The sequence below is a fragment of the Nocardia sp. NPDC059229 genome (assembly GCF_042754165.1).
GTDB lineage: Bacteria > Actinomycetota > Actinomycetes > Mycobacteriales > Mycobacteriaceae > Nocardia.
In genome coordinates this window covers 148,719-175,679 of sequence record NZ_JBHZAK010000017.1, presented here as the reverse complement: position 1 = coordinate 175,679, position 26,961 = coordinate 148,719, and the positions used below count along the sequence as shown (strand labels likewise).

Here is a 26,961-nt window from a genome sequence, read left to right as displayed (position 1 = left end):
GCACACCAGCAGCACACGAGCAGCCGGGAATCACGCCGCCCGTGAACCCCACCTCCGGCAACTGGAATCGATCGCAGTGGCGACCTGCTGCCCCACGTGATGCCGATCGTTCACCCGCGCCGTGCCGGTCGGGTCAAGACGTTTCGGGGCAATCCAACCGGTACGGCCCCGATACGGGGAATCCTTGCCCATGACAACGGTTCTCCAACCCTCGGCACTGTCATTGACCAGCGCATGGCAGTGATCGCACACCAAGGTCAGATTGGTCAGATCCGTGGGGCCGCCCTTGGCCCAGTCGGTGATGTGGTGCACCGCGCACATACTCGCGGGCGCATCGCATCCCGGGCGGGTACAGCCCTTGTCGCGGGCGATCAACGCCAACCGTTGGGCAGGGGTGGCCAGGCGTTCGCAGCGACCCAGGTACAGCGGCAACCCGTCGGCGTCGAGGACGGCCAGCACCGGGCGGGTGACCTCGGCCATCTTGAGGGCCTCGTTGATGCTCACGTGGCCGCCGGAGGCGGTGGTCGCGACCCCGGCCCCACGCTCGAGGTCGGCGAGGTTCATGGTCAGGATGGCCTGCACCGGCAGACCGCGGTGGGAGCCGAGCTTGGCGGGGTCGACACCGGGCTGCAGCAGCGCGAACAGCGCGTCGTGGGTGCGTTGACCGGCATCACGACGGTCGCGACGGGCGGCCGCCTCCAACACTGTCGAATCGACGACCTTGGCCGTGGCGGCAACGCTGTCGGCGTCGTCGATGTTGCACATACCCGGACGCGCCAGCTTCGCGAAGACGGCATCGAGCAGGGCCCGCAGTTCGGGGGTGATCCAGCCCTCGATCCACGACATGCCATCCACCCCGGGGCGGCCGAGGATCAGGCCGCGGCGGCGACGGCGGTCGGTGTCGGAGACGACCTTGCCGTCGGGGGCGACACGAGCGAGGATGTCGCGGCCGATCTTGGGCAGGTCATCGGGCCACCCGACACGGGAATGGCCGACCAGGATGTGCTCGGCCTCGACGCGCGTCTCGGCGGGGATGTCGGCGGGCAGGTGGTGCATGACGTCGATGATGTTGCGGACGTGATCGCGCGAGATGTCGCCTGCCTCAAAGGCTTCGGCGGTCGCAGCCAAGGTGGCCGGGCGCAGGTGTCCGGTGGGTTCGAAGAACTCACCGCACTGGCGGGTGATCTTCACTCGCACCGATGCGTCGTACCTCGACAGGCCCAAGGTCTGCCGCAGGAACGGCACCACGTCTTTTGCCCCACTACCTTCGGGCAGTGAGCGGTTGCAGGCTTCGATGATCAGGTGTGAATCCAGTGCCGACAGTTGGCGTTTGCAGGTTTCCAGGCGCTGCATCAGCTCCACGACATCACCGTCGGAGAACGGGTTCAAGTTGCCGTGCAGGACGGAATTCGACAGGGTTTCGACGGCGGTCGCCAATTCGGCGATACCGCACGTGTCGAGTGTTTCCCCCTTCGAGTCCATGCATTAATTCTACCGCCGCCACATGCCAATAAGGAGCGAATTACCATGTGATATAAGGAAATTCAGACCGAGGGCATTTCCACTAATCCAAGTAACTGCCCGGGTGACATGTCCGAAAACTCTCGAATATCCCGAGTCAAATGCGCTTGATCGGCGTATCCCGCTAATGCGGCAACCTCCGCAAGCCCGATCCCACCTCGCGCCAGCGCCAGCGCCCGCTGCATCCTCAACACCCGACCCAGGGTCTTCGGCCCATACCCGAAGGCCGCCAAGGAGAGTCGATGCAGCCGCCGGGGACCCGTCCCCAATTCTTCGGCCGTCGCCGACACCGACATCCCCGAGCCCAACGCGGTCACAATGAATCGCACCATCGGATCCGCGGCATCGGTCTTGCTCGCACGCCAGCGTGCAATGGCCTCGAGACCGACCGCCGGATTCGGTGCCTTGGCGATCAGCTCGGAGGCGCGGCGGACGTCTGCCGGCGACCAAAGGTCGGCGAGATCAGCTCTGGCGTCGCGTAGTTCGTGCGCGGGCAGCCCGAGCAGAGCCGGGGCCGTGCCGGGGAAGAAGCGGATCCCCGTGATCCGGTCGGCGAATCCCGGCGGCGGGCGGTAAGCGCGGGTGTCCGGGCCCGCCACCGAGAGTCGCCCGGCGATCCACAGCAGATCCATGCTGCCGTCCGGCAGTACGGGCAGATCCGTGTCCACGACACCCTCGCGAGTCCACACCACCGCGCCGCTGACCCCCGACCGGCGCTCCCGATAGCCCCGCGGCGGGTGGATTTCCATCACCACACCCACTCCTCACCGCATCCCGACCCCGAAAAGCGCTCAAACACACCCTTGTTCAGCACCTCGTGCACACTTGCATCGTTTGCTTGTTTGCACTCGATGCAATATTGCACGCTATGTCATCGCGGGTTCCGCTGCATCGGAGACCTCGACCACGTGCTCGGACTGCCCCGGCTTCCAGGCCGTCACCTCCATGCGCCCGTCCACGATCTCGACCGACGACGCCCCCGTGATGTCGACGGCGTAGAACGGCTCGAACTTGCGGCCGCGCAGGTCGAACCCGCTCTCGGCGAACAGGTCGTCGGCCCAGCGCCGGTGCAGCGCGGGATCCCGGACATCGTGCACGGTGCCGAAGATCTTCACGTCGCCATCGCTGACCTGTGTGTCCACAGTCGCCGTGTGCAGGCAGAAGCGTGGGTCGCGGGCGAGATCCGCGAACTTCTTCGTCCCCGGCATGCCGACCAGCCATAGCTCGCCCTCGAAGATGCGCGGTTCGAGCGGGCTGATGCGCGGGAAGCCATCCTTGCGGAGGGTCGCGAGCATGCACAGGTTGCCGGTGGCGGCGTGACGACGGGTGAAGATGGTCGAGATGCGGGGTGCGGCGGCAGCGAACTCGGTCCAGGAGGTCATGTTCGCGACCGTACCCCTGGGGACCGACACTTCCGCTCGTCGAAACTCTGCGATTTCTGTTTGAATGGCTGGGTGTCGATCTCCCGCCGGATCGTCGTACTCGCCGCGGCGCTCATCGGCTGTGTCCTCCCCGCCACGCTCCCGGCGAACGCCGTGGTCGGCGGCACCGAAGCCCAGGCCGGCGACTATCCCTGGCTCGCCGCCATAGGCACCCCGCTGTTCTTCCCCCGCGCCTCCGGCCAGTTCTGCGGCGGCGCGCTCATCGCGCCCGACCAGGTGCTCACCTCTGCCCACTGTGTGGCGATCGCCCAGCTGCTGCCGCAGGCGCTGACGGTCACCTTCGATCGCAGCGACCTGACCGCGCACGACGGAACCACCGTGAGCGTCACTGATGTTCACTTCCACCCCGACTTCCGCACCGCCACGGTCGACGGCGTCGACGTCTACCACCACGACCTCGCAATCCTGAGCCTCGCGACCCCGCAGCACCGGCCCACCGTGCCGATCGCCGCGCCGCAGGGCGGCAGCGCGACCGTGCTCGGCTGGGGCGGCACCTCCGAAAACGACCTGTTCAACACCGTGCTTCGGCGCGCCACCGTCCCACTGGTCTCCGACGCCGACTGCGCCGCCGACTACCCCGGCGTCTTCGATGCCACCGAGATGGTGTGCGCAGGCTCCACCGAGGCCGACACCGCCGAATTCGACAGCGGCGGACCGCTGCTCGTCGACGGCAAGCTGGTCGGCATCACCTCGTGGGCGCGCGGGACGGCCCTGGCCGGCTCTCCGACCGTCTACGCTCGGCTGCCCGCATCGTTCTGAGCCGTCAGGCCTTCTGCGCCGACTGGTCGAAGGTAAAAACGCCATTGGGGTCGTAGTGCTCGGCGATGCCGTGCAGACGAGACGCGTTGTCGCCGTAGTAGGCGCTGCCCCAATTCGATAGGTCGGGGTCGATGTAGTTGACGAATGCCGTGTTCCCGGTCAGGTCGCCGAGCTGATCCCGTACCTCGTTCACGGCGTTCCGCGCATCCGATGTGGTGGTGCCGACATAGATCTGGGCGGTCGCGAGTGCGCCGCGATACGGAAAAGCCGTGTCCTTCCCGCCGATTCGCGAGGGAGCCCCGGAGAGACTGTCCAGCAGAATATCCATCCCTTCCCGTCCGGTGAGCAGTGCCGTCAACCGACTCGGGTCGGAAAGCGGTTTGGTCAGTACTCGAGAGGAGGCCGTGAACGACTCGCGACCCAACACTCCCCCGCCATTCCAATTCGGCCGGCACTGGTCCACCGAATAATTTGCGCACCCGCCGAAATACATCATTGCCGATAGGTAGTCCTTGGTCAGCGAATACCTGTTGAACGGTTGGGTCTTGGTGGCTGCCACCAGTTTGTCGAGAAGACCGTTCATCTCGCTCTCGGATCCGACGTAGCAGCCATTGATCCGGCACGTCGGCGGGCTCCCGGCGGAAATGCCGAGGGTGGACCAGAATTCGTCGGGAGCCGACGCGGTGAAGGTCTGCCAGGCGCCCAGCACGTCGGTCAGCGATCCGGCCGGAAAGCGGACCTGGAAGACCGCCAACTGCGGTGCCGCCACCGTCTGGAAGGTGAACGAGGTCACGATGCCGAAGTTGCCGCCACCGCCACCGCGCAGCGCCCAGAACAGATCCGGTTCCGAGGTCGCCGAGGCGGTCCGCACTGTGCCGTCCGCGGTGACGACCTGCGCCGAAACCAGGTTGTCGCACGTCAATCCGTACTTCCCGGCCAGCACGCCGACCCCGCCGCCGAGCGTCAGCCCGGCGATTCCGACCGTCGGGCAGGACCCGGCCGGGAGGCAGCGGCCCGCCTGGGCCAGCGCGGAGTACACATCCATCAGCCGCGTGCCCGCACCGATGACCGCGGTGCCGTCCGCTTTCACCTCGACCCCGCTCATCCCGCCCAGATCCACGACCAGGCCGTTGTCGGGTGTCGAGTAGCCGCCGTAGCTGTGCCCGCCGCTGCGTGCCGCCACCGGGATCTTCGCGCTCACGGCGGCATCGACGCAGGCCTGCACATCGGAAGCCGTGGCGCACTGCGCGATTGCCGCGGGCTGCCGGGTGTCGAACGCGGGGTTGTAGGCCAGTTTCGCCGTCGCATAACCGGAGTCGGACGGCAGATTCAGTGTCCCGCTCAAGCGCTGCCGTAGCGCGACCCAATCCACCTGTCCGGCAGGCGGTCGCGCGGCAGGCACCTCCGGCACGCAGCCGGTCGCCGACCCGAGTGCGGCCAGGCTCGCGCCGAGTCCGGCCGCCCGCAACAGATTTCGCCGATTGATCGCCACGACGGCGTCCCTCCCCCGAGGGTGTGCCGGGCCCGCCGGACACACACGAACCATTCAACGGTCGGTTATCGCGACCGTGAACGTTCGTGTTTCACCCGAGCATGCCCTCGGCGAGCCGCGCCCAATCGGCGAGAACCTGCTTGCGCCGCAGGCGATCCCGTCCCACCATCTCGTCGAGGGTCGCACCGCGCACCAGGTTGATGGTGAGCCAGAACGCGGCCTCGAGGCGTTCGCGCGGCGCGTCGATGAAACGCCCGCAGGCGTCGAGCAGTTCGATCGTCAGGTCATGCTGCACGCGCAGCATGTTCCGGCGCAGGTCCTTGTCATTGGCGATGCCGACGTACAACTCCACCGCCGCCTTGCCCAGCTTCCCCGCGAACGGCGCGGTCACCAGCTCGACCAGCACCTCCCCCGCCGACACCGCCCGCGACAGCGTCCGCTCCCGCCGCTGCAGCGCCTCCCCCTGCCGCTGCGTCAGATGCTCGATGGTCTGAGCGAACAATTCCTGCCGGGTGTGGAAGTGATGCAGCTGCGCGCCCCGCGTCACCCCGGCCCGCGCAGTGATGTCGGCGATCGACGCGCTCGCGTACCCGACCTCGGCCAGGCTCTCGATGGCCGCGTCCAGCAGCAGCGCTCGGGTGCGGAGACTCTTCTCCTGATGCTTGTTCGGGGGCAGACCGGATACCACCTGGTCAGTCTAGCCGCCTGGCGAAATTGCGTGCTCCCTTGCACGCAATTGGGTGTCGGTCGTAATGTGACTGGCATGCCCGTCGATCGCCTGCTGCCCACGCCCGAAGCCCGCGACCTCATCGAGCTCACCCGCGATATCGCGGACAAGGTGCTCGAGCCCCAGGTCGTCGAGTACGAGAAGCAGGAGCGCTACCCCGCCGAGGCGTTCCGCGCGCTCGGCGCGGCGGGGCTGCTGAGCCTGCCGTATCCGGAGGAGTTCGGCGGGGCCGGGCAGCCGTACGAGGTGTATCTGCAGGTGCTCGAGGAGCTCGGCGCGCGCTGGGCGGCGGTCGCGGTGGCGGTGAGCGTGCACAGCCTGTCGTGCCATCCGCTGTTCGCCTACGGCACTGAGGAGCAGAAGCAGCGCTGGCTGCCGGAGATGCTGTCCGGCAATCTGATCGGCGCCTACAGCCTGTCCGAGTCGCATGCCGGATCCGACGCTGCAGCCCTGCGCTGCCGGGCCGTCGAGGCCGAGGGCGGCTACCGCATCACCGGCACCAAGGCGTGGATCACCAACGGCGGCAAGGCCGATTACTACACCCTGTTCGCCCGCACCGGTGAGGGCTCACGCGGCATCTCGTGCTTCCTGGTCCCCGCCGGCACCGAGGGCCTGTCGTTCGGCAAGCCCGAGGAGAAGATGGGCTTGCGCGCGGTCCCGACCACCACCGCCGCCTACGACAACGTCTTCCTCCCGGCCGAGCGGCTCATCGGCGAACCGGGACAGGGCCTTCCGATCGCCTTCAGCGCCCTGGACTCCGGCCGCCTCGGCATCGCCGCCGTCGCCACCGGCATCGCCCAGCGCGCCCTCGACGACGCCGTCGCCTACGCCAAGGAGCGAGAAGCCTTCGGCCGCCCCATCATCGACCACCAGGGCCTTGGCTTCGTCCTGGCCGACATGGCCGCCGCCGTCGACTCCGCCCGCGCCACCTACCTCGACGCCGCCCGCCGCCGCGACGCCGGCCTCCCCTACTCCCGCCAGGCCAGCGTCGCCAAGCTCATCGCGACGGACGCCGCCATGAAGGTCACCACCGACGCCGTCCAGGTCTTCGGCGGCTACGGCTACACCCAGGACTTCCCCGTCGAGCGCTACATGCGCGAGGCCAAGATCACCCAGATCTTCGAGGGCACCAACCAGATCCAGCGCCTGGTCATCGCCCGGAGCCTCGCGAGCAGCTGAGGCTCGAATCGGTGTGGCGCTAGCCCCAGGAGCCGGTCGGCACCTGGGAACTTGGCGCCGCGCCGGTGATATTCCACGAGCTCATGACGTCACCGCCCGTGCAGCCGGGAGTCAGGGTTGCTTGGCCGTGTGCCGGAACGGTGACTCGGAAGCCCTCGGGTTCGATACTGGTCGTCGAGGTGTCGTTCCCGTTCTGGTACGTCGGGAAGTTCCAGTGGATGCACAACGCGGTGCCGGAGACGACGTAATCCTCGTCGTTGTCGTTCGTGCAGTTGGTGCCCGCGCACGCGACGCCCGGCACGATGTCGTCCGCCGCCGCTGTCGGCGCGAACAGCGCAGCCATGGCGGAGATGTCCGCGAACGCCGCCAGAGTCGCGATCTTATGTGGTCTCATTACATTCCCCCTCGACCGATCGGATCGCCTCGACAGTAGGCCCCGAATCGGTCGCGCCACAACGTGTTTACCTCCCCACGACCAGCATTCGGCCGTACCCTCGACGGAGGTGGCGCCCCAGCGCCCGATGAGCCCCTCGAAGTCCTATGCTGAGCTCAGGCCACCGAGGAGGTGTCATGGGACGGATCGTCTCCGCCGTGATCGGCGTCGTGCTATGCGTCGTCGGAGTGATCTGGATGGCACAGGGCGCCGGTTCCCTGCACGGGTCGCCGATGACCGGGCACTCCGAGTGGAGTTACCTCGGTGGCGTTCTCGTCGTGGTGGGTGCGGGCCTGCTGCTCTGGACCGGGTACCGGTCGCTGCGTCGGTGAGCGGCGCGCGGAAAAGGCGAAATCCCCGGGGCATCCCCGGGGATCACTGTGCCCGACTCACGCGGTAACCGTTGCGTCCCAGTCGATGACGAAACGGTGGACCGGGCCGAACATCTTCTCCGGCTTGAGGAAGGTGCGGGTCGCGAGGGGCATCATGAGGCCGAACAGGGCCTTGGCGACCGGGCCGGAGGTCTTGCCGTTGTTGGTCTTGGCGGCATTGTCCGAGATGTCCTCGACGCGGGGGCGGCGCAGGCGCTCGTAGGCCGTGAAAGCCGCTGCGGGGTCCGGGATGTCACGCAGGCAGCGGGCCAGCTCGACGGCCGACTCGATGGCCAGCGACGCGCCCTGGCCCGAGCTGGAGGACGGGGCGTGCACGGCGTCGCCGACCAGGACCACGCGACCGCGGAACCAGTTGGGCACGTGGGGCATCCGTTCCATCGGGCCGGTGACGATCATGTCCTCGACACTGGTCTCGGCGAACAGCTGCTCGCCGGGGGTGTCGCCGATGTGGGCGGCCCGCAGCTTCGCCAGCCAGTCCTCGGCGGGCACGGCCTTCGCCTCGGCGAGGGTCATGGGCTGTTCCTGCGGGAAGTTGCTGAAGAAGACGTGCTTGCCGTTCGGCTGACGCCAGTAGCCGTAGAAGGCACGCTTGCCGAATGCGAAGTGCATCGCCTCGATATCGCCCTCGCCGCCGTCGGAAAGCTTTCCGTCCGGGGTGAATTCGCCGAAGCCGAAGCTCATCAGGCCGGTGTACTCCGGACCGGGGGCCTGCGGGTCGATCAGGGTGCGCACGGTGGAGTGGATGCCGTCCGCGCCGATCAGGATGTCCCCGGTGGCCGTGGTGCCGTCCTCGAACTGCGCGATCACGCCCGTCTCGGTCTGCTCGAGGTCGACCAGCCGCTTACCGTGCTCGATGGTGATGCCGTTGGCGACCGCGTGGTCGTGCAGCACCCGGAACAGGTCCGAGCGCAGGATGGTGCAGCTCGGCGGCAGGCCGGGCAGCGCGTCGACCTGCATGAGCGTGCGGCCCGTGCCGGTCTCCATCACCATGCTGTGCAGCGGGTGCCCGGCGGCCTCGACGAGCTTGTCCGCGCCGATGATCCCCAGCGCCGCAAGGCCGTTCGGTGCCACGGTGAGCATCGCGCCGGTGTCGGCCGCGGCCGGGTAGGCCTCGTACACCGTCGCCTCGATGCCGGCCTTCTGCAGCGCCAGCGCGGTCACCGGGCCCGCGATGCCGCCGCCGATGATCAGTGCCTTCTTGATGCCGTTCATGACCATTGCCTTCCCCGATTCCTTCGATCACCCTCGCGACCGCTGCAGCAATAGTATCCATGCAACTAGTTTCTTCGCAACTAGTTCGTGGAACAAAAAGGGGCCTCACCGGGGACACACCCCGATGAGGCCCACTCGGATCTACGCCGTGGCCTGCCGTTTCGGCAGCTTCCAGCCCGGCCGCGGGAAGTGGCAGGTGTAGCCGTTCGGGAACCGCTCCAGGTAGTCCTGGTGCTCCGGCTCGGCCTCCCAGAACGTGCTCGCCGGGGTCACCTCGGTGACCACCTTGCCCGGCCACAGGCCGGAGGCGTCGACGTCGGCGATGGTGTCCTCGGCGACCCGCTTCTGCTCGTCGTCCAGGTAGAAGATGGCAGAGCGGTAGCTCGTCCCGATGTCATTGCCCTGCCGATCCTTGGTGCTCGGATCGTGGATCTGGAAGAAGAACTCCAGCAGCGCACGGTAATCCGTCTGCGCGGGGTCGTAGACGATCTCCACCGCCTCCGCGTGCCCGGGGTGATTGCGGTAGTTCGGGTTGTCATTGCGACCGCCCGTGTAACCCACCCGGGTCGACAGCACACCCGGCTGCTTCCGGATGAGATCCTGCATGCCCCAGAAACATCCGCCGGCCAGAATGGCCTTCCGCGTATCGGTCACGCTTCCTCCTTCGTGAACAGAGACTTGTACTGCCCGTAGCCCTCGTCCTCGAGCTTGTCGAGGTGGATGAACCGCAGCGACGCCGAGTTGATGCAGTAGCGCAGCCCACCCGCATCGCGCGGCCCATCGGTGAACACATGACCCAGATGGCTGTCGCCGTACGACGAGCGCACCTCGGTCCGGATCATGAAGTGACTCAGATCCCGCTTCTCGACCACATTGGCGTTGTCGATCGGCTTGGTGAAACTCGGCCACCCCGATCCGCTCTCGAACTTGTCCGTCGACGCGAACAACGGCTCACCGGACACCACATCCACATAGATACCAGGCTCGTGGTTGTCCCAGTACTCGCCCGTGAACGCTCGCTCGGTCCCGTTCTCCTGCGTGACGTGATACTGCTCAGGCGACAGCGCGGCCACAGCCGCCGGATTCCGGTTGTACTCCCGTGCCACATGACCTCCTTGATCGGCCTCAGCTACAACCCACCCTGCCCGCTGGAAAGTCCACCCTCAACCCCGCGTCATACTTCTGTCACCATTGGCCGCCGGGCATACTCACCAGCGTGAGCGCGCCCGGGAACGAGACCGACGACGATCAGGTGCCCGCGTGGGCGCGGCGAACAGCAGGGGAATCGCGGTGGGCGGCGACCGCGGCCATCGTCGGGATTCTGGTCGTGCAGTTCTTTCTGCCCGCGCAATTCACGGCCGGACCGCGCTGGGTGGTCCCGGGCATCGGGCTGCTGTTGCTGATCGTGCTGATGATCGGCAACCCTGTCCGGCTGGACCGGGACGAGATCCGCCTGCGCCGCTTCAGCCTGCTGTTGATGGCGCTGCTCGGATTCGCCATGGTGTGGTCGGTGGCGCACCTGGTGCGGGCGCTGATCAATGGCTCGGTCAGCGACAACGCGGCCGGCCTGCTGACATCCGGCGGCGCGGTCTGGCTGACCAATGTGCTCGTATTCGCGCTCTGGTATTGGGATTTCGACCGCGGCGGGCCCGCCGCCCGAGCCCACGCCCGCAAGCCCTATCCCGACTTCCTCTGGGTGCAGATGCAGAATCCGGATCTCACGGATCCCGAGTGGGAACCGCAATTTCCGGATTACCTCTACCTGTCCTTCACCAACGCCACCGCGTTCAGCCCGACCGACGTGATGCCCATGTCCCGCTGGGCGAAAACCCTGATGATGATCCAATCGGCGATCTCACTGATCACCGTGAGCCTGGTCATCGCCCGCGCGGTCAACGTCCTGAAGTAGTGCCGAACCTGTTGTGTCAGCGGTTGAACCACATGTCGGCGACCAACATGATCACCGCGACACCGACGAAAGCGGCGGCGAAGCCGATGGACTGGCCGATGGTGCCGACGATACCGGCGGCGAGGAACAGCGTCAGGACCGGCGCCCAGACGAACATGTCCGGCGGGCCGAAGGTGCGCTGCTTGCGGGCGGCGGCACCGCTCGAGGCGGGCTGACGACGTTGCGGGATTCCGCGTCCGGGTGTAGTCACCTGGGCGAGACTACAATTCGGCGGCCGCCGGTGCCACCGCGGGGCGGCGCGGCGGGAGCGCGCAGCAGCCCGCGACGCAGGGCGCGCCGTTGACGGTGCAGCCCAGGGCGGTGATCTCGCTCAGGCGGGCCGGGGCGGCAGCGGAACGGTACTCGTCCACCAGGTCCGCGACCATCTGTGCGTAGCGCCGGTCCGGGCCGGGTGTGGCGGCGCGGGCGAAGGCCATGCCCAGTTCTGCGGCCCGCTCCTTCGCCTCGTTGTCCAGGTCCCAGATGACCTCGAGGTGATCGGAGACGAAGCCGACCGGGCACACCACGACCGCGTCCACGCCGCGCTCGGCGAGGGCGTCGAGGTGATCGACGATGTCGGGATCCAGCCACGGGATCTGCGGCGGGCCGGACCGCGACTGCCACACCAGGTCGTAGTCGTCGAATCCGGTTGCGGCAGCGCACAATCGGGCCGCCTCGGCGACCTGACGGCTGTAGAGGTGCTGCTCGGCGGGCGGGCCGGAGGCGACATCGGCCGATACCGGCACCGAGTGGGCGGTGAAGACCAGGCGGGCGGACTCGCGTTTGCCGGCCGGCAATTCCGCGACGGCCGCGCGGATCGAGTCCGCGAAGGCACCGATGAACAGCGGATGGTCGAAATACTGGCGCAGCTTCACCAATTCGGGCGCGTCGACGACCGCGGCCCGGGCGCGCACGATGTCCTCGTGGTACTGCAGGCAGCCGGAGTACCCGCCCCACGCCGAGGTCGGGAACACCAGCGCGGACCGGACACCGTCCGCGCGCATGCGCTCGACGGTCTCCTCGACCATCGGATGCCAGTTTCGGTTGCCGAAGTACACCGGCAGATCGATACCGCGCGTGGCGAATTCGGCCTCGATGGCCTTGATGATGTCCAGGTTCAGGGCATTGATCGGCGATACCCCGCCGAAGTGCAGGTAGTGCTGCGCGACTTCGGCGAGACGCTCCGGCGGCACGCCCCGGCCCCGAGTGACGTTCTCCAGGAACGGCATCACATCCTCGGGGCGCTCGGGACCGCCGAAGGACAGCAGTAGCAGGGCGTCCACTTCACGAGCCGTGGGCTCCGCAGCCACTGCTCTCCTCCTTACCCTCGAGTCTCTACCGGTTCAGTTGGCGCCGAAGCCGTCCGCCGGGAACCAGGTGTTGTGGCTGGCGCCGCCGTCGACGTAGATGATCGAACCGGTGGTGCCCGGCAGCCAATCCGACAGCAGGGTCACCACGGACTTGGCGACGACCGTCGGGTCGTCGACATCCCAGCCGATCGGGGACGCGCCGTCCCAGTAGGTGTTGAGCATGTTCAGCTGCTTGGCGTCATCGGTGGCCGTGCCCGCGATGGCCTTGGCGGCCAGGGTCTTGATCGGGCCCGCGGCGATCAGGTTGGAGCGAACCTTCTTGGCCTCGCCTACCTCTCGCGCCACGTACCGGTTCACCGACTCGAGCGCGGCCTTGGCCACACCCATCCAGTTGTAGTACGGCATCGCGGTGCGCGGATCGAAGTCCATGCCCACGATGGAGCCGCCCTCGTTCATGACCGGCAGCACGGCGCGGGCCAGCGAGGCGTAGGACCACGCCGAGATCTCGAACGCCTTGGCGGCGTCGGCGCCGGGGCCGTCGAGGAACGGCAGGGCCTCCGGACCCATCAGGGTGCGCGGCGCGAACGCGATCGAGTGCAGCACACCGTCGATGCCCTCGGGCGCCAGCTCGCGGACCTTGTCGGCGAGCTCGGCCAGGTTCTCCTCATTGGTCACGTCCAGGCCGATGGCCGGGGGGACCTCCTGCGGCAGGCGCTTGGCGATGCGGTCGATGAGCCGCAGGCGCTCCGGGATACCGGTGATGATCACCTTCGCGCCCTGCTCCTGCGCGACCGCGGCCGCGTGGAAGGCGATGGACGAGTCGGTGATGATGCCGGTGATGAGGACGGTTTTGCCGTCGAGCAATCCAGCCATGGGGTGGTCGGTTCTCCTCGTTTGAAAAGTGCTGGGGTTGAGGGTTCGGGTTGGGCCTGAGCGCGAAAGGCTCAGTGACCCATGCCCATACCGCCGTCGACGGGGATGATCGCGCCGGAGATGTAGGAGGCGTCGTCCGAGGCGAGGAAGCTGATCACACCCGCGACGTCCTCGGCCTGGCCGATCCGGCCCGCGGGGATGAAATCGAGCGCGGTCTTGCGCATCTCCGGGGTCATCTCGTCACGGGTCATGTCGGTGTCGATCAGGCCGGGCGCGACCACATTCGCGGTGATGTTGCGCTTGCCGACCTCACGGGTGATGGCGCGCGCCATGCCGACCAGACCGGACTTGGCCGCCGCGTAGCTGACCTGCGCCGGCGCACCGATCTGACCGACCACCGAGCCGAGGAAGATGACGCGGCCGAAGCGGTTCTTGAGCATATTGCGGTTGGCGCGCTGGGCGACTCGCCACGCACCGGTCAGGTTGGCATCGATGACCTTCGAGAACGACTCCTCGCTCATGCGCATGAACAGAACGTTGTCCACGATGCCCGCATTGGCGACGACGACCTCGACCGGACCCTGGTGCGCCTCCACCTCGGAGAACGCCCGATCGACCGATTCGGCATCGGTCACATCGCATTTCACGCCGAAAAGCCCCTCGGGCACGCCGGACCCACGATGAGTCACGGCGACCTTGTGTCCGTCGGCGAGCAGGCGCTGGGCGACCGCGAGACCGATGCCGCGGTTACCGCCGGTCACCAGTACCGACCGGGATGTGATGTTCGACATAAGGGCAAACCTATCTGTTCGTGTTCGGGACTCGGCGCGCGGTACCGATTTACGGCAGACGCTGACGATAGAGCAGGGCGGTGAGCACGCCACCGGCGGTCACCAGCAGGCCGAGCAACAGCCACGGGCGGCTGGCGTCGCCCATGGTGGTCTCGTAGCCGATCTGCTCTTCCAAATGGCCATAGACGTTCTTGAGTTCCTCCAGCGTGGAGGCGGTGAAGAACTCGCCGCCGGACAACTTCGCGATCTCGCGCAGCGAATCGTCGTCCACCGGCACCCGCACCCGCTGCGAACCCTTGCCGTCCTGATCCGGAATCTCGACGGTGCCCCAGGTGGTGCCGAACGAAATCGTCGACACCGGAACGCCTTTCTCCTTCGCCAGCCGCGCGGCGGTGAAGCCGTGGCGAGGGTTCTCGACGTCCTTGTCGTCCGGAACGGTCTGTTTACCGTCGGACATCATCACGATCTGGGCCGGCGGCGGCTTCTCCGCGCCGCCCAGCACCGACGCCAGTGTGTCGATCGACTGCAGGGCGGTGAGAATGCCCTCGCCGGTGGCGGTGCGCTCGGCCAGCTTCATATTGTCGATGGCCGCCTTGACCGCTTCCCGATTGGTCGTCGGCGACACCTGCACCGACGCGGTACCGGCGAAGGTGACCAGACCCAGGTTGATACCGGGCGTCAGATTGTCCGCGAACTCCTTGGCGGCCTTCTTGGCCACCTGAATTCGGCTGGGCGGCACGTCGGTCGCCTCCATGGACAGCGACACATCGATCACCAGGATGACCGTGGCCCGGTTGCGCGGCACCTTCTTGGCCGCGGTCGGACCGGCGGCGGCGAAGGTCAGGAAGATCAGGCCCACCAGGGTGAGCGCCACCGGGATGTGCCGCCACGGCTTGGGTTGCGAGGGTGCGACCTTCTCCAGCAGATCCATATTGGCGAAGCGCAGCATGTGCTTTCGCCGCCGCTGCTGGATCAGGATGTAGATCAGCGCGATCGCGGCCAGTACGGCCAGGAATCCCAGCCAGTACTGCGCCGTGAAATGCGAAAGGCTCAAAGTGACATTGCCAATGCTCACTGTCGCGGCACCCGCCCGGCAGTCGGGGCGCCGAAGGTGTGGCGCCGGGTCGACACGAATCTGACCACGTCCGCGATCCAGTCGCGATCGGTGCGCAGAGTCATCACCGGCGCACCGCAGCTGCGCAGCGCCTGCTCGACCTGGTCGCGATGACGCTGCGCGGCGCGCGCGAAATCGGTACGGAGCGTGGGGGTCACACTGAATTCCCGGGTCCGGCCCGACTCCGGGTCGTGCAGGACCACATCGCCGACGTCCGGCAACTCCAGATCGCGCGGGTCGAGCACCTCGACACCGAGCAGGTCGTGGCGGCCGGAGATGGCGCGCAGCGAACGCTGCCAGTCGATGTCGCCGAGGAAATCGGAGACGACCACGGCCAGACCGCGTTTGCGCTGGGGGCGCCGCAGGGCCTCGATGGCCTCGCGCAGATCACCGCGCACCCCGTCGGGAGCGTGCGGGGTGGTCGCGATCTTGCGCAGCATCGCCTGCTCGTGCACGCGGCCGCTGCGGGCCGGAATCCGGATCAGCTGCTGGCCATTGGCCACCACTGCACCGATCCGGTTGCCGCCGCCACTGGTCAGATGCGTGACCGCGGCCGCCGCGGCGACCACCAGATCCCGCTTCTCGCACAGCGCGGTACCGAAGTCGACACTGGCCGACAGGTCGATGACCAGCCAGGTCTCGAGTTCGCGGTCGGCGATCATCTGCCGCACGTGCGGATGGGTGGTGCGGGCGGTGACCGACCAATCCATCTGCCGCACATCGTCGCCCGGCTGATACATGCGGGCGTCACCGGGTTCGGAGCCGGGGCCGGGGATCAGGCCCAGGTGGTCACCGTGCAGCACGCCGTCCAGGCGCCGGCGCACGGTGAGTTCGAGCGTCTTCAACGCCGCCGACAACCGCGGGTCGGTCAACTGCCCCTGCCGGAACGAGGGCGGGGCGTGCGTGGAGCCGCTGGGGGGTGAGATCGTCACGGGCGCAATCGATTCCGAGACCGGCCTCACTTCGGCTGGGGCTGACCGGGAACTCCGGACACCTGACCGTTGGGGGGCTGTGGAATACCCGGCTGCGGCATGCCCTGGGCGGGCACGCCGGGCTGCTGCGAGGCACCGCCGTGCGGGCCCAGCACCGGCGGCTGCGCCGGGGCGGGCATCGGCGCGGCGGGCGCGGGGGCGCCGGCCGGGGCATTGGCCTGGGCAGCGACCTGCGGCAGGCCGACAGTCTGCAGCACGCGCTTGATCACATCGTCGGGGCTGACCTCGTCGGCGAGCGCGTCGTAGGACAGCACCAGGCGGTGGCGCAGCACGTCCGGGATCACCTCGACCACATCCTGCGGGACCACGTAGTCGCGGCCGCGGATCAGCGCGACCGCGCGAGCGGCGGCGATGATGCCGAGCGAGGCGCGCGGCGAAGCGCCGTAGGAGATCCAGCCGGCCACATCCTGCATGCCGACGTCGGCGGGCTTGCGGGTCGCGGCGATCACGCGGACCACATAGTCGACCAGCGCGTGGTGGACGAACGTATTGGCGGCCACGCTCTGCAGCCGGACCAGTTCCTCCGGATCGAGCACCCGCTTGGCCTCCGGCGGGGTGACACCCATCCGGTAGATGATCTCGCGCTCCTCCTCGACGGAGGGGTAGTCCACGACGACCTTGAACAGGAAGCGGTCGCGCTGTGCCTCGGGCAGCGGGTACACGCCCTCCGACTCGATCGGGTTCTGGGTCGCCATGACCAGGAACGGATTCGGCATCGGGTAGGTCTTGCCGCCGATGGACACGTGCCGCTCGGCCATCACCTCGAGCAGTGCGGACTGCACCTTGGCGGGCGCGCGGTTGATCTCGTCGGCGAGCACGAAGTTGGCGACCACCGGGCCCAGCTCGGTGTCGAACTCCTCGCGGCCCTGCCGGTAGATGCGGGTACCCACGAGGTCGGTGGGCACCAGGTCCGGGGTGAACTGCACGCGCGAGAAGCTGCCGCCCACCACCTTCGCGAAGGTCTCGACGGCCAGGGTCTTGGCGATACCCGGCACGCCCTCCAGCAGCACGTGCCCCTTGGCGAGGACACCGACCAACAGCCGCTCGACCAGCCGATCCTGACCGACGATCACGCGCTTGACTTCGTAGATCGCCTTTTCCAGGGTCTGGACATCGCGCTCGAGGGTGTTCGGAGGCGAGGGTGGTGCATCCTTCACCGTGCTTACCCCGCTCACACCGTCAGTCGAAGTCACCAACATCCCCGCTTTCGCCTTGGTCCTGTGCGTTCCGCCCCAACTATTCCAGGTATCCCGCGCAATTGCCGCACCCGGATCCGATCGCGGCGCGAATTTCGGTCGTGAAATGTGGCTTTCGGCTATTTCCTGGCCGTGGTGGCGTGGTCGAGGACCAGTTCGACGGCGTCGGCGACGGGGGTGTGACCGTCGGTCAGTTCGATGATGACGCGGTTGAGGGCGGGACGGTGCAGGGCGACGTCGATGAAGGCGGCGACGTCGTCGCGGTGGACGTTGCCGTATTCGATTGCCAGTCCGGCTGTGACCAGGCCTTTTCCGGGTTCGTTGCGCAGTGTGCCGGGACGCACGATGAGCCAGTCGAGGTCGGTCGCGACGAGGTAGGCGTCGGCCATCTTCTTCACGCGCATGTAGTGCTCGAAGGCGGGTGTTGTATTGAGATCGCGACCCGCGTCGGGGAACACGGACACCAGAACGAAACGGGCAACACCGGCAAATCGGGCAGCATCGGCCGACTTTTCCAGTCCCCTGCCATCGATCAGCGAGGTCTGGTCCATCCCGGTGCCGTGCGCGCCCGCGGAGAAGACGATGGCGTCGTGGCCGTGGAATTTGGCGGCGAGTTCGTCCACCGAATCGGTGACCAGGTCGCCGGCCACCGGGGTCGCGCCGGTCGCGGCGATCACCGCCGCCTGGTCCGGGTTGCGGTGCATGCCGGTGACCGTGTCACCGCGCGCGGTCAGCAGCGTCGACAGACGGCGTCCGATGCCGCCGGCCGCTCCGATCTGGAATACCTTCATCGGTGACTCCTCTCGTAGGCGGGCACACCCCCAGCTTTCCATCGGACCGGCGGAAGGATTCGATCGGTACCAGAAAGTTTCCGGAGCACCGATGCGCCGGGCGAAGATGCGTCTAATCTTGCGAATGTCTCTGCCGCCGACCGCTTCTGCGCCGGTAGCGTTGTCGGTATCGGTCGACGGTGTCCGGTGATACGGGATGTGGTGTGACGTGTGGGATTTCGAGGTTTCGCCCAGGCAATCCATCGGCGAGACGGTGCTGGAAGAACTCCGGGAGCGGGCGGCCGCCGACGGGGTCGCGCTACGGGTGGGAGTGGTTGTCGAACACAATGACGCGGTGCTGATGCTCGAGCACGAGGAGCACGTCGAGGGACGCAGTCCGCTACACCTGCCCGGGACGGTGGTCCGCCCGGGCGAGTCACTGGCCGGCGCGGTGGTGCGGGCGGTGCAGGAGGAGACCGGGCTCGCGGTGGTCGACATCGTGCGCCATCTCGGCAGCTTCGACTACCTCTCCAGTGCCGGAAAGCGGGTCCGCAGAGAACATTTCGCGGCCTCGGTGGCGAGTGCCGGGCCGGTGCGGGTCACGAACTACGCCGAGTACCGGTGGGTCCCGCTCAGTGGTGAACTGCCCGTCACCCCGTCGATCCGCCGTATTCTCATGACGTACCAGGAGTAGCCACTCGCCGCTGCGGAGGACCACATGCTCGAGATCGACACTCGTCCGGTGGTCCTCGATCAATTCACGGTCGACGAGACCGGCCGGGCCGGGCAGCGTCCCCGCGGCGTCGTCTATCCGGTCACCGCCGAGGACGTGGTGACCGTGGTCGACTGGGCCCGGGAGCACCGCACGCCGTTGATCGCGCGCGGAGCCGGGACCAGTCTGGAAGGACATCTCCTGGCCCGGGGTGACGAGCTGATCCTGGATTTCACCCAGGCAGACAAGATCCTCGACATCTCCCCCGGCGACTTCACCGCCACCGTGCAGCCCGGCGTCAGCCGGACCCGGCTCAATGCGGCGGCGGCCGAATTCGGGCTGCAGTTCACGGTGGATCCCGGAGCCGACGCGTCACTGGGCGGGATGGCGGCCACCAATGCCAGCGGCACCACCACCGTCCGTTACGGCGGCATGCGGGCCAATGTGCTCGCGTTGCAGGCGGTGTTCGCCGACGGCACCATCACCCGGATCGGGCGCCCGGTGCGCAAATCCTCGAGCGGATACGACCTGAAGGACCTGCTCATCGGGTCGGCGGGCACGCTCGGGATCATCACCGAGCTGACCGTGAAGCTGCATCCGATTCCGGAATGGATTCACTCGCTGCGCATTTCGTTCCCGACCGTGGCCGATGCCGTGGACACCGCGGTCGAGATGCTGGGCGCTGCGCTGCCGGTGAGCCGGCTGGAACTGGTGGACGCGCCGAGCATGGCGGCCATCAATGTGTTCCGCGGTACCGCGTACGCCGAGACGCCCGCCCTGTTCATCGATATCGAATCCGGTTCGTCCGCGGCTGTCTCGGCCAACGAGCAGGAGATCGGGCGGATCGCCGCCGCGCACGACGCGATCGAGGTGGCGACCGCACGCACGCACGGGGATCGGCATGCGCTCTGGGAGGATCGGCACAATCTCTACTTCGCGGTCAAGGCGGGCAATCCCGGCTGCCGGTTCATGATCACCGATACCGCCGTGCCCTATTCGCGGATCGCGGGGGCCGTGGAGACCGCCACCCGGCTGGGGGCGGAACTCGGGCTGAACATCACCGTCGCGGGGCATATCGGGGACGGGAACGTCCACACCATCGTTCCCTACACCGAGGCCGAATACGAGGCGGCGCAGCAGTTCTCGGATCTGGTGGTGCGGCATGCGCTCGAGGTCGGCGGCACCGCCACCGGTGAGCACGGGATCGGGCTGGCCAAGAAGAAGTATCTGCGGGAAGAGCACGGGGCCGCGGTGGATCTGATGGCGGCGGTGAAACGGGCGCTCGACCCGCTGGGGCTGCTCAACCCCGGCAAGGTGCTCGACGTCAGTCCGGGAAATCCTCTTCCCAACGGCTCCTGACCACGGTCTCGCGCGCATGTTCGAGGTACGACATGGCATGCGCCGCCACATGATCGCGCAGCCGCGCCACGGCGGGTGTCGGGCGGTGATTGCCGGAGACCAGGCCGATGCTGCGCTCCCGCTCCCCGGTCAGGGGGACACGCGTGAGACCGGGGTGCGGGGTCTCCGGGGCCGGGAGCACCGCGATGCCGAGGTTCTGGGCGACCAGGGCGCGCAGGGTTTCGAACTCGGTGATCTCGAAGCCGACATTCGGGGTGAATCCGGCGTCGGCGCACCAGGAGTCGACGAGCCGGCGCAGGTGGTAGGTCGGCGGATTGGCGATGAACGGCTCGTCGGCGAGTTCGGCGAGATCGACCAGTCCACGGGTCGCGAGCGGGTGGGCGTTCGCGACATACAGGTGCAGGCGCTGGAACCCGAGGATGATGGCGGGCAGTTCATCGGGCGCGGGGATGGTGACGGCCAGATCGAGGCGACCCTCACGGACCATCTCGGCCAGGGCGGTGCCGTGCGCCTGCACCAGACTCAGGCGGATGCGGGGTGCGCCCGCGTGGAAGTCGGCCAGCAGTGACGGGATGCTGACCGGGCCCAGTGTGAAGGGGAAGCCGAAGCGGACCAGGCCGCTCTCCGGATCGGCGTCGCTGCGGACCACGTCGACCGCGTCGCCGAGGGCCTGGACCAGTCCGCGCGTGCGGTCGAACAGCTCCTGGCCCGCGGGGGTGAGCGCGACTCGGCGACCCACCGGTTGGAACAACTTCACCCCGACGGCCTGCTCGACCGCTTTCAACCGGCGGCTCAGCGACGACTGCGGCACGCCGAGCCGCTGCGCCGCACGCGTGATGTGCCCCTCGGCCGCCGCCGCGTCGAACGCCGCGAGCAGCGGAATCAGGGCCTCGACCTGGGCAGAAGGCAATCCATCCATATTCGGATCATAATCGCTCGAAATGAACATTGGACGGATGAATGGGCGCGGCGTGACGATTATCGGTACCAGCAGCCGAGGAGGTCAGTCAGATGGACATGCACGCCGACAGCACCGAATCCCACACGGACACAGCGATTCTCGATGTCGCACTGATCGGGGGCGGCATCATGTCCGCCACGCTCGGCGCGATGATCGCGGCGCTGCAACCGGATTGGTCGATGGTCCTGCTGGAACGGCTCGACCGCGTCGCCGCGGAGAGCTCGGATCCGTGGAACAACGCGGGCACGGGGCACTCGGGGTTCTGCGAGCTCAACTACATGCCGGATGCGGGCGATCCGAGCAAATCAGCCGAAATCGCGTCCACGTTCGCGCTGTCGCGGCAGCTCTGGGCAGGCCTCGCGGATCGGGGCATGCTGCCGGATACGACCTTCGTCACCGGGACGCCGCACATGGATGTGGTGTTCGGCGAGCGGGATGTGACATATCTGCGCCGGCGTTTCGAGACGCTCCGGGCACTGCCCGCGTTCTCGGCGATGGAGTACAGCGAGGATCCGGCCGTGATCGCGCGGTGGGCTCCCCTGCTCATGGACGGACGTGAACCGGGTGAGCCGGTGGCGGCCACCTGGTACGAGGGCGGCACCGATGTCGATTTCGGAGCGCTCACCGCATCCCTGGTGGAGGCTATGACCGGTGCAGGCGGTCAGCTGCGCACCGGACACGACGTCACCGGGCTGCGGCGCGGCGACGACGGCATCTGGACCGTGACCGGACGCGATCGGAACAGCAAGCAGCGCTTCACCATCCGCGCACGCTTCGTGTTCGTCGGGGCGGGCGGCTATGCCCTGAAGCTTCTCCAGAAGGCCCGGATGCCCGAGGTCCGTGGTTACGGGGTGTTTCCGGTCGGCGCGCAGTTCCTGCGCACCGACAACCCCGACATCGTGGCCCGGCACGAGGCGAAGGTCTACAGCCAGGCGCTGGTCGGCGCTCCCCCGATGTCCGTGCCGCACTTGGACAAACGCATCGTCGACGGCGAATCGTCGCTGCTGTTCGGCCCCTACGCCACGTTCAGTACGCGGCTGCTCAAGCACGGCAGGCTCACCGATCTGTTCACCACCCTGCGGGTCTCGAATATCGTGGCGCTGGTGGCGGCGGGCCTCCAGAACCTGCCGCTGGTGCGCTATCTGATTCGCGAACTGCTCTCGACCCGCCGCCGCAAATTCGCACAGCTGCAACGGTTCTACCCCGAGGCCGACCCTGCCGACTGGTACCTGGTGCAGGCCGGTCAGCGCGCCCAGCTGGTCAAACCCGACCCCGACCGCCTCGGCGTGCTGACCATGGGCACCGAGCTGGTCACCGGCGCGGACGGCACCATCGCCGGACTGCTGGGCGCGTCGCCCGGTGCCTCGACCGCGTCGGCCATCATGGCCGACCTGTTGAACCGGTGCTTCCCGCAACAGCATTCGCAGTGGGAATCGACGCTGCGGGAGCTCATGCCGGGCTATGCCGACGGCTCGAACTCCCAGAGCGCGGGTGCACTCCCCGATATCCCGGTGGCGATCGGGAAGTAGCTGTGATGATCGGCGGGATCGACGACCACGATGTGCGCACCGTCCGCGAGGTGCGCGGCCCCGGCCGGCTTCGGATGTCCGTCCCGCCGATCGAAGACGCTCACCCACCCGCTCTCACTGGCCACATACACCCGTTGCAGACCCGGATCGTAGGCAAGGACGTCAGGCGTCTCCCCCACACTGCTGTGGTCGGTCACTGCATATTTCGCGAGATCCACCGTGATGAGCGTCGCGTTGTCCTCACATCCGACATACATGATCTGCCCGCTTGCATCGAGTGCCTGACCATGCGGCCCGGAACATCCGGGCGTGCGGATGCGGTCGGTGACGGTCAGGGAATCCGGTGCGATGACGGCGAGCTCGCCGCGGCCCTGCACCGCGACCACCATCCGATCGACTGCCGCGTCGTAGACGACATTGCCCACCTCCCCGCCCAGCCCGACGGTGCCGCGGACGGTTCCGCCGTCCGCGTCGACGACGGTCTCACTGCCCGCCCGCTCGTTGGTGGTCCACACCGCGTTCCGCACCGGGTCGTAGGCCAGTCCGTCGGGATAGGCGCCGGTCGGGGCGGTGAACAGCACCGCCCCGCTGTCCTCGTCCAGTGCCACGACCTGAGCGCGGCCCGTCACGGTGGCGTACACGCGATGCTTCCCCGGGACGACCAGCACGCCGTGCACATCGGGCGCGTCGGGGATAGTCCGAACCACGGTGTGTGCCCGGACATCGACCTCGACGATCTCACCGGCCCCCATGTGCGCCAGGAACATCAGCCCGCGGCCGGAATCCAGGCTCGCATAATCGAATCGGCCGGAGCCCCCGGTCAAGGCGACCTCCGCAACCTTGCGCAGCGGCAGCTGCCCGCCGGTCGTGGCCGGTCCCTGAGCAGCGGAGCAGGCCGCCGCCACCATGGCCCCGGCCAGCACCCACCCCACCTGTCTCGACCACATCCGGCTCACCTCATGGGACTCGGCAGACGTCGCGGAACAGCGCGGCGGCCGCGGGCTCGATCAGGCGGGGATCGTCGTAGAAGTCGATCTGGCCGACCGAGTTCAGCCACAGCTCCGATTTCGGGGATGCCACCGCAGCATAGAACTTCCGGGCCCAGGGCGGGACCAACGCGTTCTCGGAGTGCACGAGCAGGAAGGGAACCGTCAGTCGCGCGGCGGCCTCCTGGGCCGGTGTCAGCCGGCTCAGTGGAATCCCAGGGTTAGGTCGCGGCGCAGTATCTTGCCGGTGGCATTGCGCGGCAACGGTTCCGCGGTGACCAGCCAGCGGGCGGGCACCTTGAAGTAGGCCAACTGCTTGGCCACATGATCGCGCAACTCGTCCTCCGACAACCGCTGCGGGTCGTCGACCACCACGATCGCGGCGACCTCCTGGCCGAGATCCTCGTGCGGCACACCGATCACGGCCGACTCGCGCACCAGCGGGTGCTCGTCGAGGACGTTCTCGATCTCCTGCGGGTACACGTTCTCCCCACCCCGCAGGATGAGATCCGAACGGCGACCGGAAATGTAGAGCTTGCCCTGCCGCAGCGTGCCGTAGTCACCGGTGCGCAGCCAACGGTTCTCATCGATCGCGGCCCGGGTGGCTTCCTCGTTGTTCCAGTACCCGAGCATGACGTACGGGCTACGGATGCAGACCTCGCCCTCCTCGCCATCGGGCACCGGCTTACCGTCGGGGTCGCGAACCTCGACCGACACACCGACCACCGCACGACCCACGGTCTCGTTGTCGGCGGCCAGCTCCGGCGGGGTCGCCACGGTCGCGGCGGTGCCGGACTCGGTGCACCCGTAACTGGTGGTCAGGCCCTGCAACGCGACCGGGAACCGCTCCCTCAACCGCTGCACCAGCGCCGGAGACGACGGCGCGGAATTGAGCGAGAACGCCGTCAGCGACGACAGGTCGTAGCGCGAGATGTCCACGCCCAGAATGCGACTCGCCAACGTCGGCACCGCCGCCCAGTTGGTGACCTTCTCCGTCTCGACCAGCTTCAACAGTGATTCGGCATCGAACTCACCCGAGGTCGGGAACACCACCGCATCACCGGTGGCCAGACGCGGGACCGACAGATTGTGCAGGCTCGCGATATGGAACAACGGCATCGTCGCCAGATAACGGCGACCCGCCGGGGAACCATCCCACCCCTGCCCACGGAAACCGGCCGCCAACGCGTCCATGAACCGGTGATAGTCCGCGACCGCCACCATGTTCTGCTGGGTGTGCACCACACCCTTCGGACGACCCGTGGTCCCGGAGGTGTAGAGGATGATCGCCGGATCATCCTCGCCCACTTCCACACTCGGGCTGCCGCCGGCGAACTCCGCGATCAACGCCGGCAGGTCGGTCTCCATGGTCAGCACCGGGATATCGGTGCCGGTCTCCGCGGCCAGCACGGCCCGCTTTGCATCGGCAATCACCACCTTCGGCGCGGAATGTTCGAGACCGTAGGCGATCTCGCGCGGCACCCACCACGCGTTGTAACCGACCGGGATCGCACCCAACCTTTGCGCGGCCCAGAACGTCAACACCCACTCGGGGCTATTGGCGGCCAGGATGCCGACACGATCGCCCTTACCGACCCCGTAACGCTCGGCCAGCGCCGCAGCGAGCGCGCCCGCGGCCGCGTAATGCTCGGCGAAGGTGTAGCGGGTCCGCGCGGACACCAGATACTCGCGATCACCCAGCTCCCCGGAGGCTTCCAGCAACTCCAGCAACGATCGATGGCGATGCTTGAACACCGGCAGCGGCACACCCAGCACCGGCTCGACCGTCATCTCGAACGGCCCACCCGGCCCGGTCAGCTTCCCGGCCACCTGCGCGGCCAGAGCCTGCAGATCAACAGCATTGGTCATGAATCAAATCCTCGAATCCGTTGGGTAGCAGCGTCATCCGAGCGTCTTGTGCGGGACGCCGACGATCAGTCCGCCGTCGATGACGTGCTCCGCGCCGGTCGTGTAGCTGGATTCGTCGCTGGCCAGGTAGACGACGAGATTGGCGACCTCGTCGGCGGTGGCGGCGCGGCCGAGCGGGATCTGCAGGAAGTCCTCGGGGATGCCCTCGGTCATCGGTGTGCGCACCATGCCGGGGTGGACCGAGTTCACGCGAATGTTGTGCTGCGCCAGCTCGAGTGCGGCCGATTTGGTCAATCCGCGGACCGCGAATTTGGTGGCGGTGTAGCCATGCAGTCCGACGCTGCCGCGCAGGCCCTCGACCGACGAGATATTGACGATCGACCCGATGCCGGCATTCATCATCGCCGTGGCCGAGGCCTGGATGCCGAGGAAGGTACCGGTCAGATTGATGTCGACGATCTGCTGCCAGGCCGCCAGTTCGAAGTCGACGATGGTGTTGCCGTTGACGATCCCGGCATTGTTCACCAGAACGGTCAGCGAACCGAACTCCTCGACGGCGACACTCACGGCCCGCGTCCAGTGCTCGGGGTCGGTCACGTCCAGGTGGACGAAGCGAGCCGCCGGACCCAATTCGGCCACCAGCGCTCTGCCTTCGGTCTCGAGCAGGTCGCCGACCACCACGCGGGCTCCGTGCTCGACCAGAGCACGGGCATGCGCCGCGCCCATCCCACGCGCGCCTCCGCTGACGAGGGCCACCTTGCCCGCGACTCGCTTGTTCATGCTCGGGCTTTCCACTGAGAGCTTCTCGGTCATGAGGGCAGCTAAGCATGTCTTCAATCACTGTTTCAATCATTGATTGAAACAGTGGAATGAGGTATGGCCCCCCGGTGGAACGAAACCAGGGATTGCAGACTGTTCGCTGACAGCCCCCTCATCGCCGATCGACGCCGTCAGCGAGACGGCTTCCGGCGTGTCGCCAGGTCACGCCACCAGCCGAACCGCAACCAAGAAACACTCATTACGCAGGTCAGACCAGGCGCCGAGGCACTCGACAACGTGGGCGCGCATGACTGGAGTGCATCTGTTTCAAAAATTTTGGTCGAGAGACCAATCGGTTGCGACGTCGGCGTCGAATCATAATGGACAGTCGCTTTTGAAGTAGGGATGTCCTGCATGGCCTCAGTCGAAGCTGTAACGGAGCAGACGGTGGTGCGCGGGGTTGTGTCGGCGGAGGGACCGCCGGGGAAGGTTTGCCGGTCGGTACAGCGGCGTCTGCGACGGGGTGTGGTCGACGCTGGGGTCGTTGACGTACTGGACCGTTCGTCGAGGAGTCGGGGGGTGATACCGGGGTCGGGGATGTTGCGATCGTGTACCGACCGACGGTCGAGCGGCGG

At 67.4% G+C, this 26,961-nt stretch carries 29 protein-coding genes; 7 read left to right on the top strand and 22 right to left on the bottom strand.

What is annotated here, in order from left to right:
- Positions 1 to 30: 30 nt before the first annotated feature.
- From ACFXHE_RS32670 to ACFXHE_RS32660, 3 genes are all read right to left on the bottom strand, one after another.
- Positions 31 to 1,482, bottom strand: a complete 1,452-nt coding sequence (locus ACFXHE_RS32670; RefSeq protein ID WP_379388441.1) for a DUF222 domain-containing protein — start codon at positions 1,480 to 1,482, stop codon at positions 31 to 33.
- Positions 1,483 to 1,544: 62 nt separating this feature from the next.
- Positions 1,545 to 2,270, bottom strand: coding sequence for a helix-turn-helix domain-containing protein (locus ACFXHE_RS32665; RefSeq protein WP_379388520.1), 726 nt, complete (start codon positions 2,268 to 2,270; stop codon positions 1,545 to 1,547).
- A gap of 117 nt (positions 2,271 to 2,387) precedes the next feature.
- Entirely contained in the window at positions 2,388 to 2,903 is a 516-nt protein-coding gene (locus tag ACFXHE_RS32660; RefSeq protein ID WP_379388439.1) for a pyridoxamine 5'-phosphate oxidase family protein, read from the bottom strand.
- Between the two features lie 72 nt (positions 2,904 to 2,975).
- On the opposite strand from ACFXHE_RS32660, the gene ACFXHE_RS32655 reads away from it, so the two are divergent.
- A complete protein-coding gene (locus ACFXHE_RS32655; RefSeq protein WP_379388437.1) occupies positions 2,976 to 3,722 on the top strand; it encodes a S1 family peptidase in 747 nt (248 codons plus the stop codon).
- A gap of 4 nt (positions 3,723 to 3,726) precedes the next feature.
- On the opposite strand, the gene ACFXHE_RS32650 is transcribed toward ACFXHE_RS32655, so the two are convergent.
- Both ACFXHE_RS32650 and ACFXHE_RS32645 read right to left on the bottom strand, forming a co-directional pair.
- Positions 3,727 to 5,214, bottom strand: a complete 1,488-nt coding sequence (locus ACFXHE_RS32650; RefSeq protein WP_379388435.1) for an FAD-binding oxidoreductase — start codon at positions 5,212 to 5,214, stop codon at positions 3,727 to 3,729.
- 91 nt (positions 5,215 to 5,305) lie between these two features.
- Positions 5,306 to 5,902: a TetR family transcriptional regulator gene (locus ACFXHE_RS32645; protein WP_379388433.1), complete on the bottom strand. Its 597-nt coding sequence runs from the start codon at positions 5,900 to 5,902 to the stop codon at positions 5,306 to 5,308.
- A gap of 75 nt (positions 5,903 to 5,977) precedes the next feature.
- Here ACFXHE_RS32645 and ACFXHE_RS32640 point away from each other — a divergent pair, with 75 nt between their 5' ends.
- A complete protein-coding gene (locus tag ACFXHE_RS32640) occupies positions 5,978 to 7,120 on the top strand; it encodes an acyl-CoA dehydrogenase family protein (RefSeq protein WP_379388431.1) in 1,143 nt (380 codons plus the stop codon).
- Between the two features lie 19 nt (positions 7,121 to 7,139).
- Here ACFXHE_RS32640 and ACFXHE_RS32635 read toward each other — a convergent pair whose 3' ends face one another.
- Positions 7,140 to 7,514, bottom strand: coding sequence for a hypothetical protein (locus tag ACFXHE_RS32635; RefSeq protein ID WP_379388429.1), 375 nt, complete (start codon positions 7,512 to 7,514; stop codon positions 7,140 to 7,142).
- Between the two features lie 176 nt (positions 7,515 to 7,690).
- Here ACFXHE_RS32635 and ACFXHE_RS32630 point away from each other — a divergent pair, with 176 nt between their 5' ends.
- Positions 7,691 to 7,885: a hypothetical protein gene (locus ACFXHE_RS32630; RefSeq protein WP_379388427.1), complete on the top strand. Its 195-nt coding sequence runs from the start codon at positions 7,691 to 7,693 to the stop codon at positions 7,883 to 7,885.
- 57 nt (positions 7,886 to 7,942) lie between these two features.
- Here the strand turns inward: ACFXHE_RS32630 and ACFXHE_RS32625 are convergent, their stop codons facing one another.
- The 3 genes from ACFXHE_RS32625 to msrB all read right to left on the bottom strand — a co-directional run bounded on the left by ACFXHE_RS32625 (position 7,943) and on the right by msrB (position 10,263).
- Positions 7,943 to 9,157, bottom strand: coding sequence for an FAD-dependent monooxygenase (locus tag ACFXHE_RS32625; RefSeq protein ID WP_379388425.1), 1,215 nt, complete (start codon positions 9,155 to 9,157; stop codon positions 7,943 to 7,945).
- A 141-nt stretch (positions 9,158 to 9,298) separates the two neighbouring features.
- On the bottom strand, positions 9,299 to 9,811 hold the full coding sequence (gene msrA, locus ACFXHE_RS32620; RefSeq protein ID WP_379388423.1) for a peptide-methionine (S)-S-oxide reductase MsrA: 513 nt from the start codon (positions 9,809 to 9,811) through the stop codon (positions 9,299 to 9,301).
- Complete coding sequence (gene msrB, locus ACFXHE_RS32615) at positions 9,808 to 10,263, bottom strand: peptide-methionine (R)-S-oxide reductase MsrB (RefSeq protein WP_379388421.1); 456 nt, start codon at positions 10,261 to 10,263, stop codon at positions 9,808 to 9,810. Before msrB ends, msrA begins: the two co-directional genes overlap by 4 nt.
- Before the next feature lie 110 nt (positions 10,264 to 10,373).
- Here msrB and ACFXHE_RS32610 point away from each other — a divergent pair, with 110 nt between their 5' ends.
- Positions 10,374 to 11,066: a hypothetical protein gene (locus ACFXHE_RS32610; RefSeq protein WP_379388419.1), complete on the top strand. Its 693-nt coding sequence runs from the start codon at positions 10,374 to 10,376 to the stop codon at positions 11,064 to 11,066.
- Between the two features lie 16 nt (positions 11,067 to 11,082).
- On the opposite strand, the gene ACFXHE_RS32605 is transcribed toward ACFXHE_RS32610, so the two are convergent.
- From ACFXHE_RS32605 to ACFXHE_RS32570, 8 genes are all read right to left on the bottom strand, one after another.
- Positions 11,083 to 11,316 carry a hypothetical protein gene (locus tag ACFXHE_RS32605; RefSeq protein WP_379388417.1) on the bottom strand — a complete coding sequence of 78 codons (234 nt, stop codon included), beginning with the start codon at positions 11,314 to 11,316 and terminating at the stop codon, positions 11,083 to 11,085.
- A gap of 10 nt (positions 11,317 to 11,326) precedes the next feature.
- Positions 11,327 to 12,334 carry a ferrochelatase gene (locus ACFXHE_RS32600; protein WP_379388519.1) on the bottom strand — a complete coding sequence of 336 codons (1,008 nt, stop codon included), beginning with the start codon at positions 12,332 to 12,334 and terminating at the stop codon, positions 11,327 to 11,329.
- Between the two features lie 114 nt (positions 12,335 to 12,448).
- On the bottom strand, positions 12,449 to 13,288 hold the full coding sequence (gene inhA, locus ACFXHE_RS32595; protein ID WP_379388415.1) for an NADH-dependent enoyl-ACP reductase InhA: 840 nt from the start codon (positions 13,286 to 13,288) through the stop codon (positions 12,449 to 12,451).
- 71 nt (positions 13,289 to 13,359) lie between these two features.
- Entirely contained in the window at positions 13,360 to 14,079 is a 720-nt protein-coding gene (fabG1, locus tag ACFXHE_RS32590; protein ID WP_364611676.1) for a 3-oxoacyl-ACP reductase FabG1, read from the bottom strand.
- Between the two features lie 49 nt (positions 14,080 to 14,128).
- Positions 14,129 to 15,133 carry a VWA domain-containing protein gene (locus ACFXHE_RS32585; protein WP_040863982.1) on the bottom strand — a complete coding sequence of 335 codons (1,005 nt, stop codon included), beginning with the start codon at positions 15,131 to 15,133 and terminating at the stop codon, positions 14,129 to 14,131.
- A 17-nt stretch (positions 15,134 to 15,150) separates the two neighbouring features.
- Complete coding sequence (locus ACFXHE_RS32580; protein WP_379388412.1) at positions 15,151 to 16,125, bottom strand: DUF58 domain-containing protein; 975 nt, start codon at positions 16,123 to 16,125, stop codon at positions 15,151 to 15,153.
- Positions 16,126 to 16,151: 26 nt separating this feature from the next.
- Positions 16,152 to 17,384: an AAA family ATPase gene (locus ACFXHE_RS32575; protein WP_379388411.1), complete on the bottom strand. Its 1,233-nt coding sequence runs from the start codon at positions 17,382 to 17,384 to the stop codon at positions 16,152 to 16,154.
- 116 nt (positions 17,385 to 17,500) lie between these two features.
- Positions 17,501 to 18,415 (bottom strand): SDR family oxidoreductase, encoded by a 915-nt coding sequence (locus tag ACFXHE_RS32570; protein WP_379388410.1) that lies wholly within the window; start codon positions 18,413 to 18,415, stop codon positions 17,501 to 17,503.
- Between ACFXHE_RS32570 and ACFXHE_RS32565 the strand changes: the two genes are divergently transcribed.
- Positions 18,381 to 18,845, top strand: coding sequence for an NUDIX hydrolase (locus ACFXHE_RS32565; protein WP_379388408.1), 465 nt, complete (start codon positions 18,381 to 18,383; stop codon positions 18,843 to 18,845). The two genes, ACFXHE_RS32570 and ACFXHE_RS32565, sit on opposite strands and share 35 nt — an antisense overlap.
- Positions 18,846 to 18,869: 24 nt before the next feature.
- Entirely contained in the window at positions 18,870 to 20,222 is a 1,353-nt protein-coding gene (locus ACFXHE_RS32560; protein ID WP_379388406.1) for an FAD-binding oxidoreductase, read from the top strand.
- Here the strand turns inward: ACFXHE_RS32560 and ACFXHE_RS32555 are convergent.
- A complete protein-coding gene (locus ACFXHE_RS32555; protein WP_379388404.1) occupies positions 20,188 to 21,141 on the bottom strand; it encodes a LysR family transcriptional regulator in 954 nt (317 codons plus the stop codon). The genes ACFXHE_RS32560 and ACFXHE_RS32555 overlap by 35 nt on opposite strands.
- A gap of 98 nt (positions 21,142 to 21,239) precedes the next feature.
- Here ACFXHE_RS32555 and mqo point away from each other — a divergent pair, with 98 nt between their 5' ends.
- On the top strand, positions 21,240 to 22,712 hold the full coding sequence (mqo, locus tag ACFXHE_RS32550; protein ID WP_379388517.1) for a malate dehydrogenase (quinone): 1,473 nt from the start codon (positions 21,240 to 21,242) through the stop codon (positions 22,710 to 22,712).
- Here mqo and ACFXHE_RS32545 read toward each other — a convergent pair.
- The 4 genes from ACFXHE_RS32545 to ACFXHE_RS32530 form a co-directional block, all read right to left on the bottom strand.
- The gene (locus ACFXHE_RS32545; protein ID WP_379388402.1) at positions 22,643 to 23,659 is read right to left on the bottom strand and encodes a YncE family protein; all 1,017 of its coding nucleotides are present in this window, start codon (positions 23,657 to 23,659) and stop codon (positions 22,643 to 22,645) included. The genes mqo and ACFXHE_RS32545 overlap by 70 nt on opposite strands.
- Before the next feature lie 10 nt (positions 23,660 to 23,669).
- The gene (locus tag ACFXHE_RS32540; RefSeq protein WP_379388400.1) at positions 23,670 to 23,792 is read right to left on the bottom strand and encodes a hypothetical protein; all 123 of its coding nucleotides are present in this window, start codon (positions 23,790 to 23,792) and stop codon (positions 23,670 to 23,672) included.
- Positions 23,793 to 23,902: 110 nt separating this feature from the next.
- Positions 23,903 to 25,567 carry a class I adenylate-forming enzyme family protein gene (locus ACFXHE_RS32535; protein WP_379388399.1) on the bottom strand — a complete coding sequence of 555 codons (1,665 nt, stop codon included), beginning with the start codon at positions 25,565 to 25,567 and terminating at the stop codon, positions 23,903 to 23,905.
- Positions 25,568 to 25,600: 33 nt separating this feature from the next.
- Positions 25,601 to 26,347, bottom strand: a complete 747-nt coding sequence (locus ACFXHE_RS32530) for a glucose 1-dehydrogenase (RefSeq protein ID WP_379388515.1) — start codon at positions 26,345 to 26,347, stop codon at positions 25,601 to 25,603.
- Positions 26,348 to 26,961 lie beyond the last annotated feature (614 nt).

Excerpts from the sequence above, each read along its gene's own strand:
- ACFXHE_RS32560 (WP_379388406.1), top strand. The coding sequence starts at position 18,870 with ATGCTCGAGATCGACACTCGTCCGGTGGTCCTCGATCAATTCACGGTC.
- inhA (WP_379388415.1), bottom strand. The coding sequence starts at position 13,288 with ATGGCTGGATTGCTCGACGGCAAAACCGTCCTCATCACCGGCATCATC.
- ACFXHE_RS32625 (WP_379388425.1), bottom strand. The coding sequence starts at position 9,157 with ATGAACGGCATCAAGAAGGCACTGATCATCGGCGGCGGCATCGCGGGC.
- ACFXHE_RS32665 (WP_379388520.1), bottom strand. The coding sequence starts at position 2,270 with ATGGAAATCCACCCGCCGCGGGGCTATCGGGAGCGCCGGTCGGGGGTC.
- ACFXHE_RS32660 (WP_379388439.1), bottom strand. The coding sequence starts at position 2,903 with ATGACCTCCTGGACCGAGTTCGCTGCCGCCGCACCCCGCATCTCGACC.
- ACFXHE_RS32570 (WP_379388410.1), bottom strand. The coding sequence starts at position 18,415 with ATGGATTGCCTGGGCGAAACCTCGAAATCCCACACGTCACACCACATC.
- ACFXHE_RS32530 (WP_379388515.1), bottom strand. The coding sequence starts at position 26,347 with ATGAACAAGCGAGTCGCGGGCAAGGTGGCCCTCGTCAGCGGAGGCGCG.
- ACFXHE_RS32630 (WP_379388427.1), top strand. The coding sequence starts at position 7,691 with ATGGGACGGATCGTCTCCGCCGTGATCGGCGTCGTGCTATGCGTCGTC.
- ACFXHE_RS32635 (WP_379388429.1), bottom strand. The coding sequence starts at position 7,514 with ATGAGACCACATAAGATCGCGACTCTGGCGGCGTTCGCGGACATCTCC.
- ACFXHE_RS32575 (WP_379388411.1), bottom strand. The coding sequence starts at position 17,384 with ATGTTGGTGACTTCGACTGACGGTGTGAGCGGGGTAAGCACGGTGAAG.
- mqo (WP_379388517.1), top strand. The coding sequence starts at position 21,240 with ATGCACGCCGACAGCACCGAATCCCACACGGACACAGCGATTCTCGAT.
- ACFXHE_RS32640 (WP_379388431.1), top strand. The coding sequence starts at position 5,978 with ATGCCCGTCGATCGCCTGCTGCCCACGCCCGAAGCCCGCGACCTCATC.
- ACFXHE_RS32670 (WP_379388441.1), bottom strand. The coding sequence starts at position 1,482 with ATGGACTCGAAGGGGGAAACACTCGACACGTGCGGTATCGCCGAATTG.
- ACFXHE_RS32555 (WP_379388404.1), bottom strand. The coding sequence starts at position 21,141 with ATGGATGGATTGCCTTCTGCCCAGGTCGAGGCCCTGATTCCGCTGCTC.
- fabG1 (WP_364611676.1), bottom strand. The coding sequence starts at position 14,079 with ATGTCGAACATCACATCCCGGTCGGTACTGGTGACCGGCGGTAACCGC.
- ACFXHE_RS32600 (WP_379388519.1), bottom strand. The coding sequence starts at position 12,334 with ATGCCGTTCCTGGAGAACGTCACTCGGGGCCGGGGCGTGCCGCCGGAG.
- ACFXHE_RS32535 (WP_379388399.1), bottom strand. The coding sequence starts at position 25,567 with ATGACCAATGCTGTTGATCTGCAGGCTCTGGCCGCGCAGGTGGCCGGG.
- ACFXHE_RS32545 (WP_379388402.1), bottom strand. The coding sequence starts at position 23,659 with ATGTGGTCGAGACAGGTGGGGTGGGTGCTGGCCGGGGCCATGGTGGCG.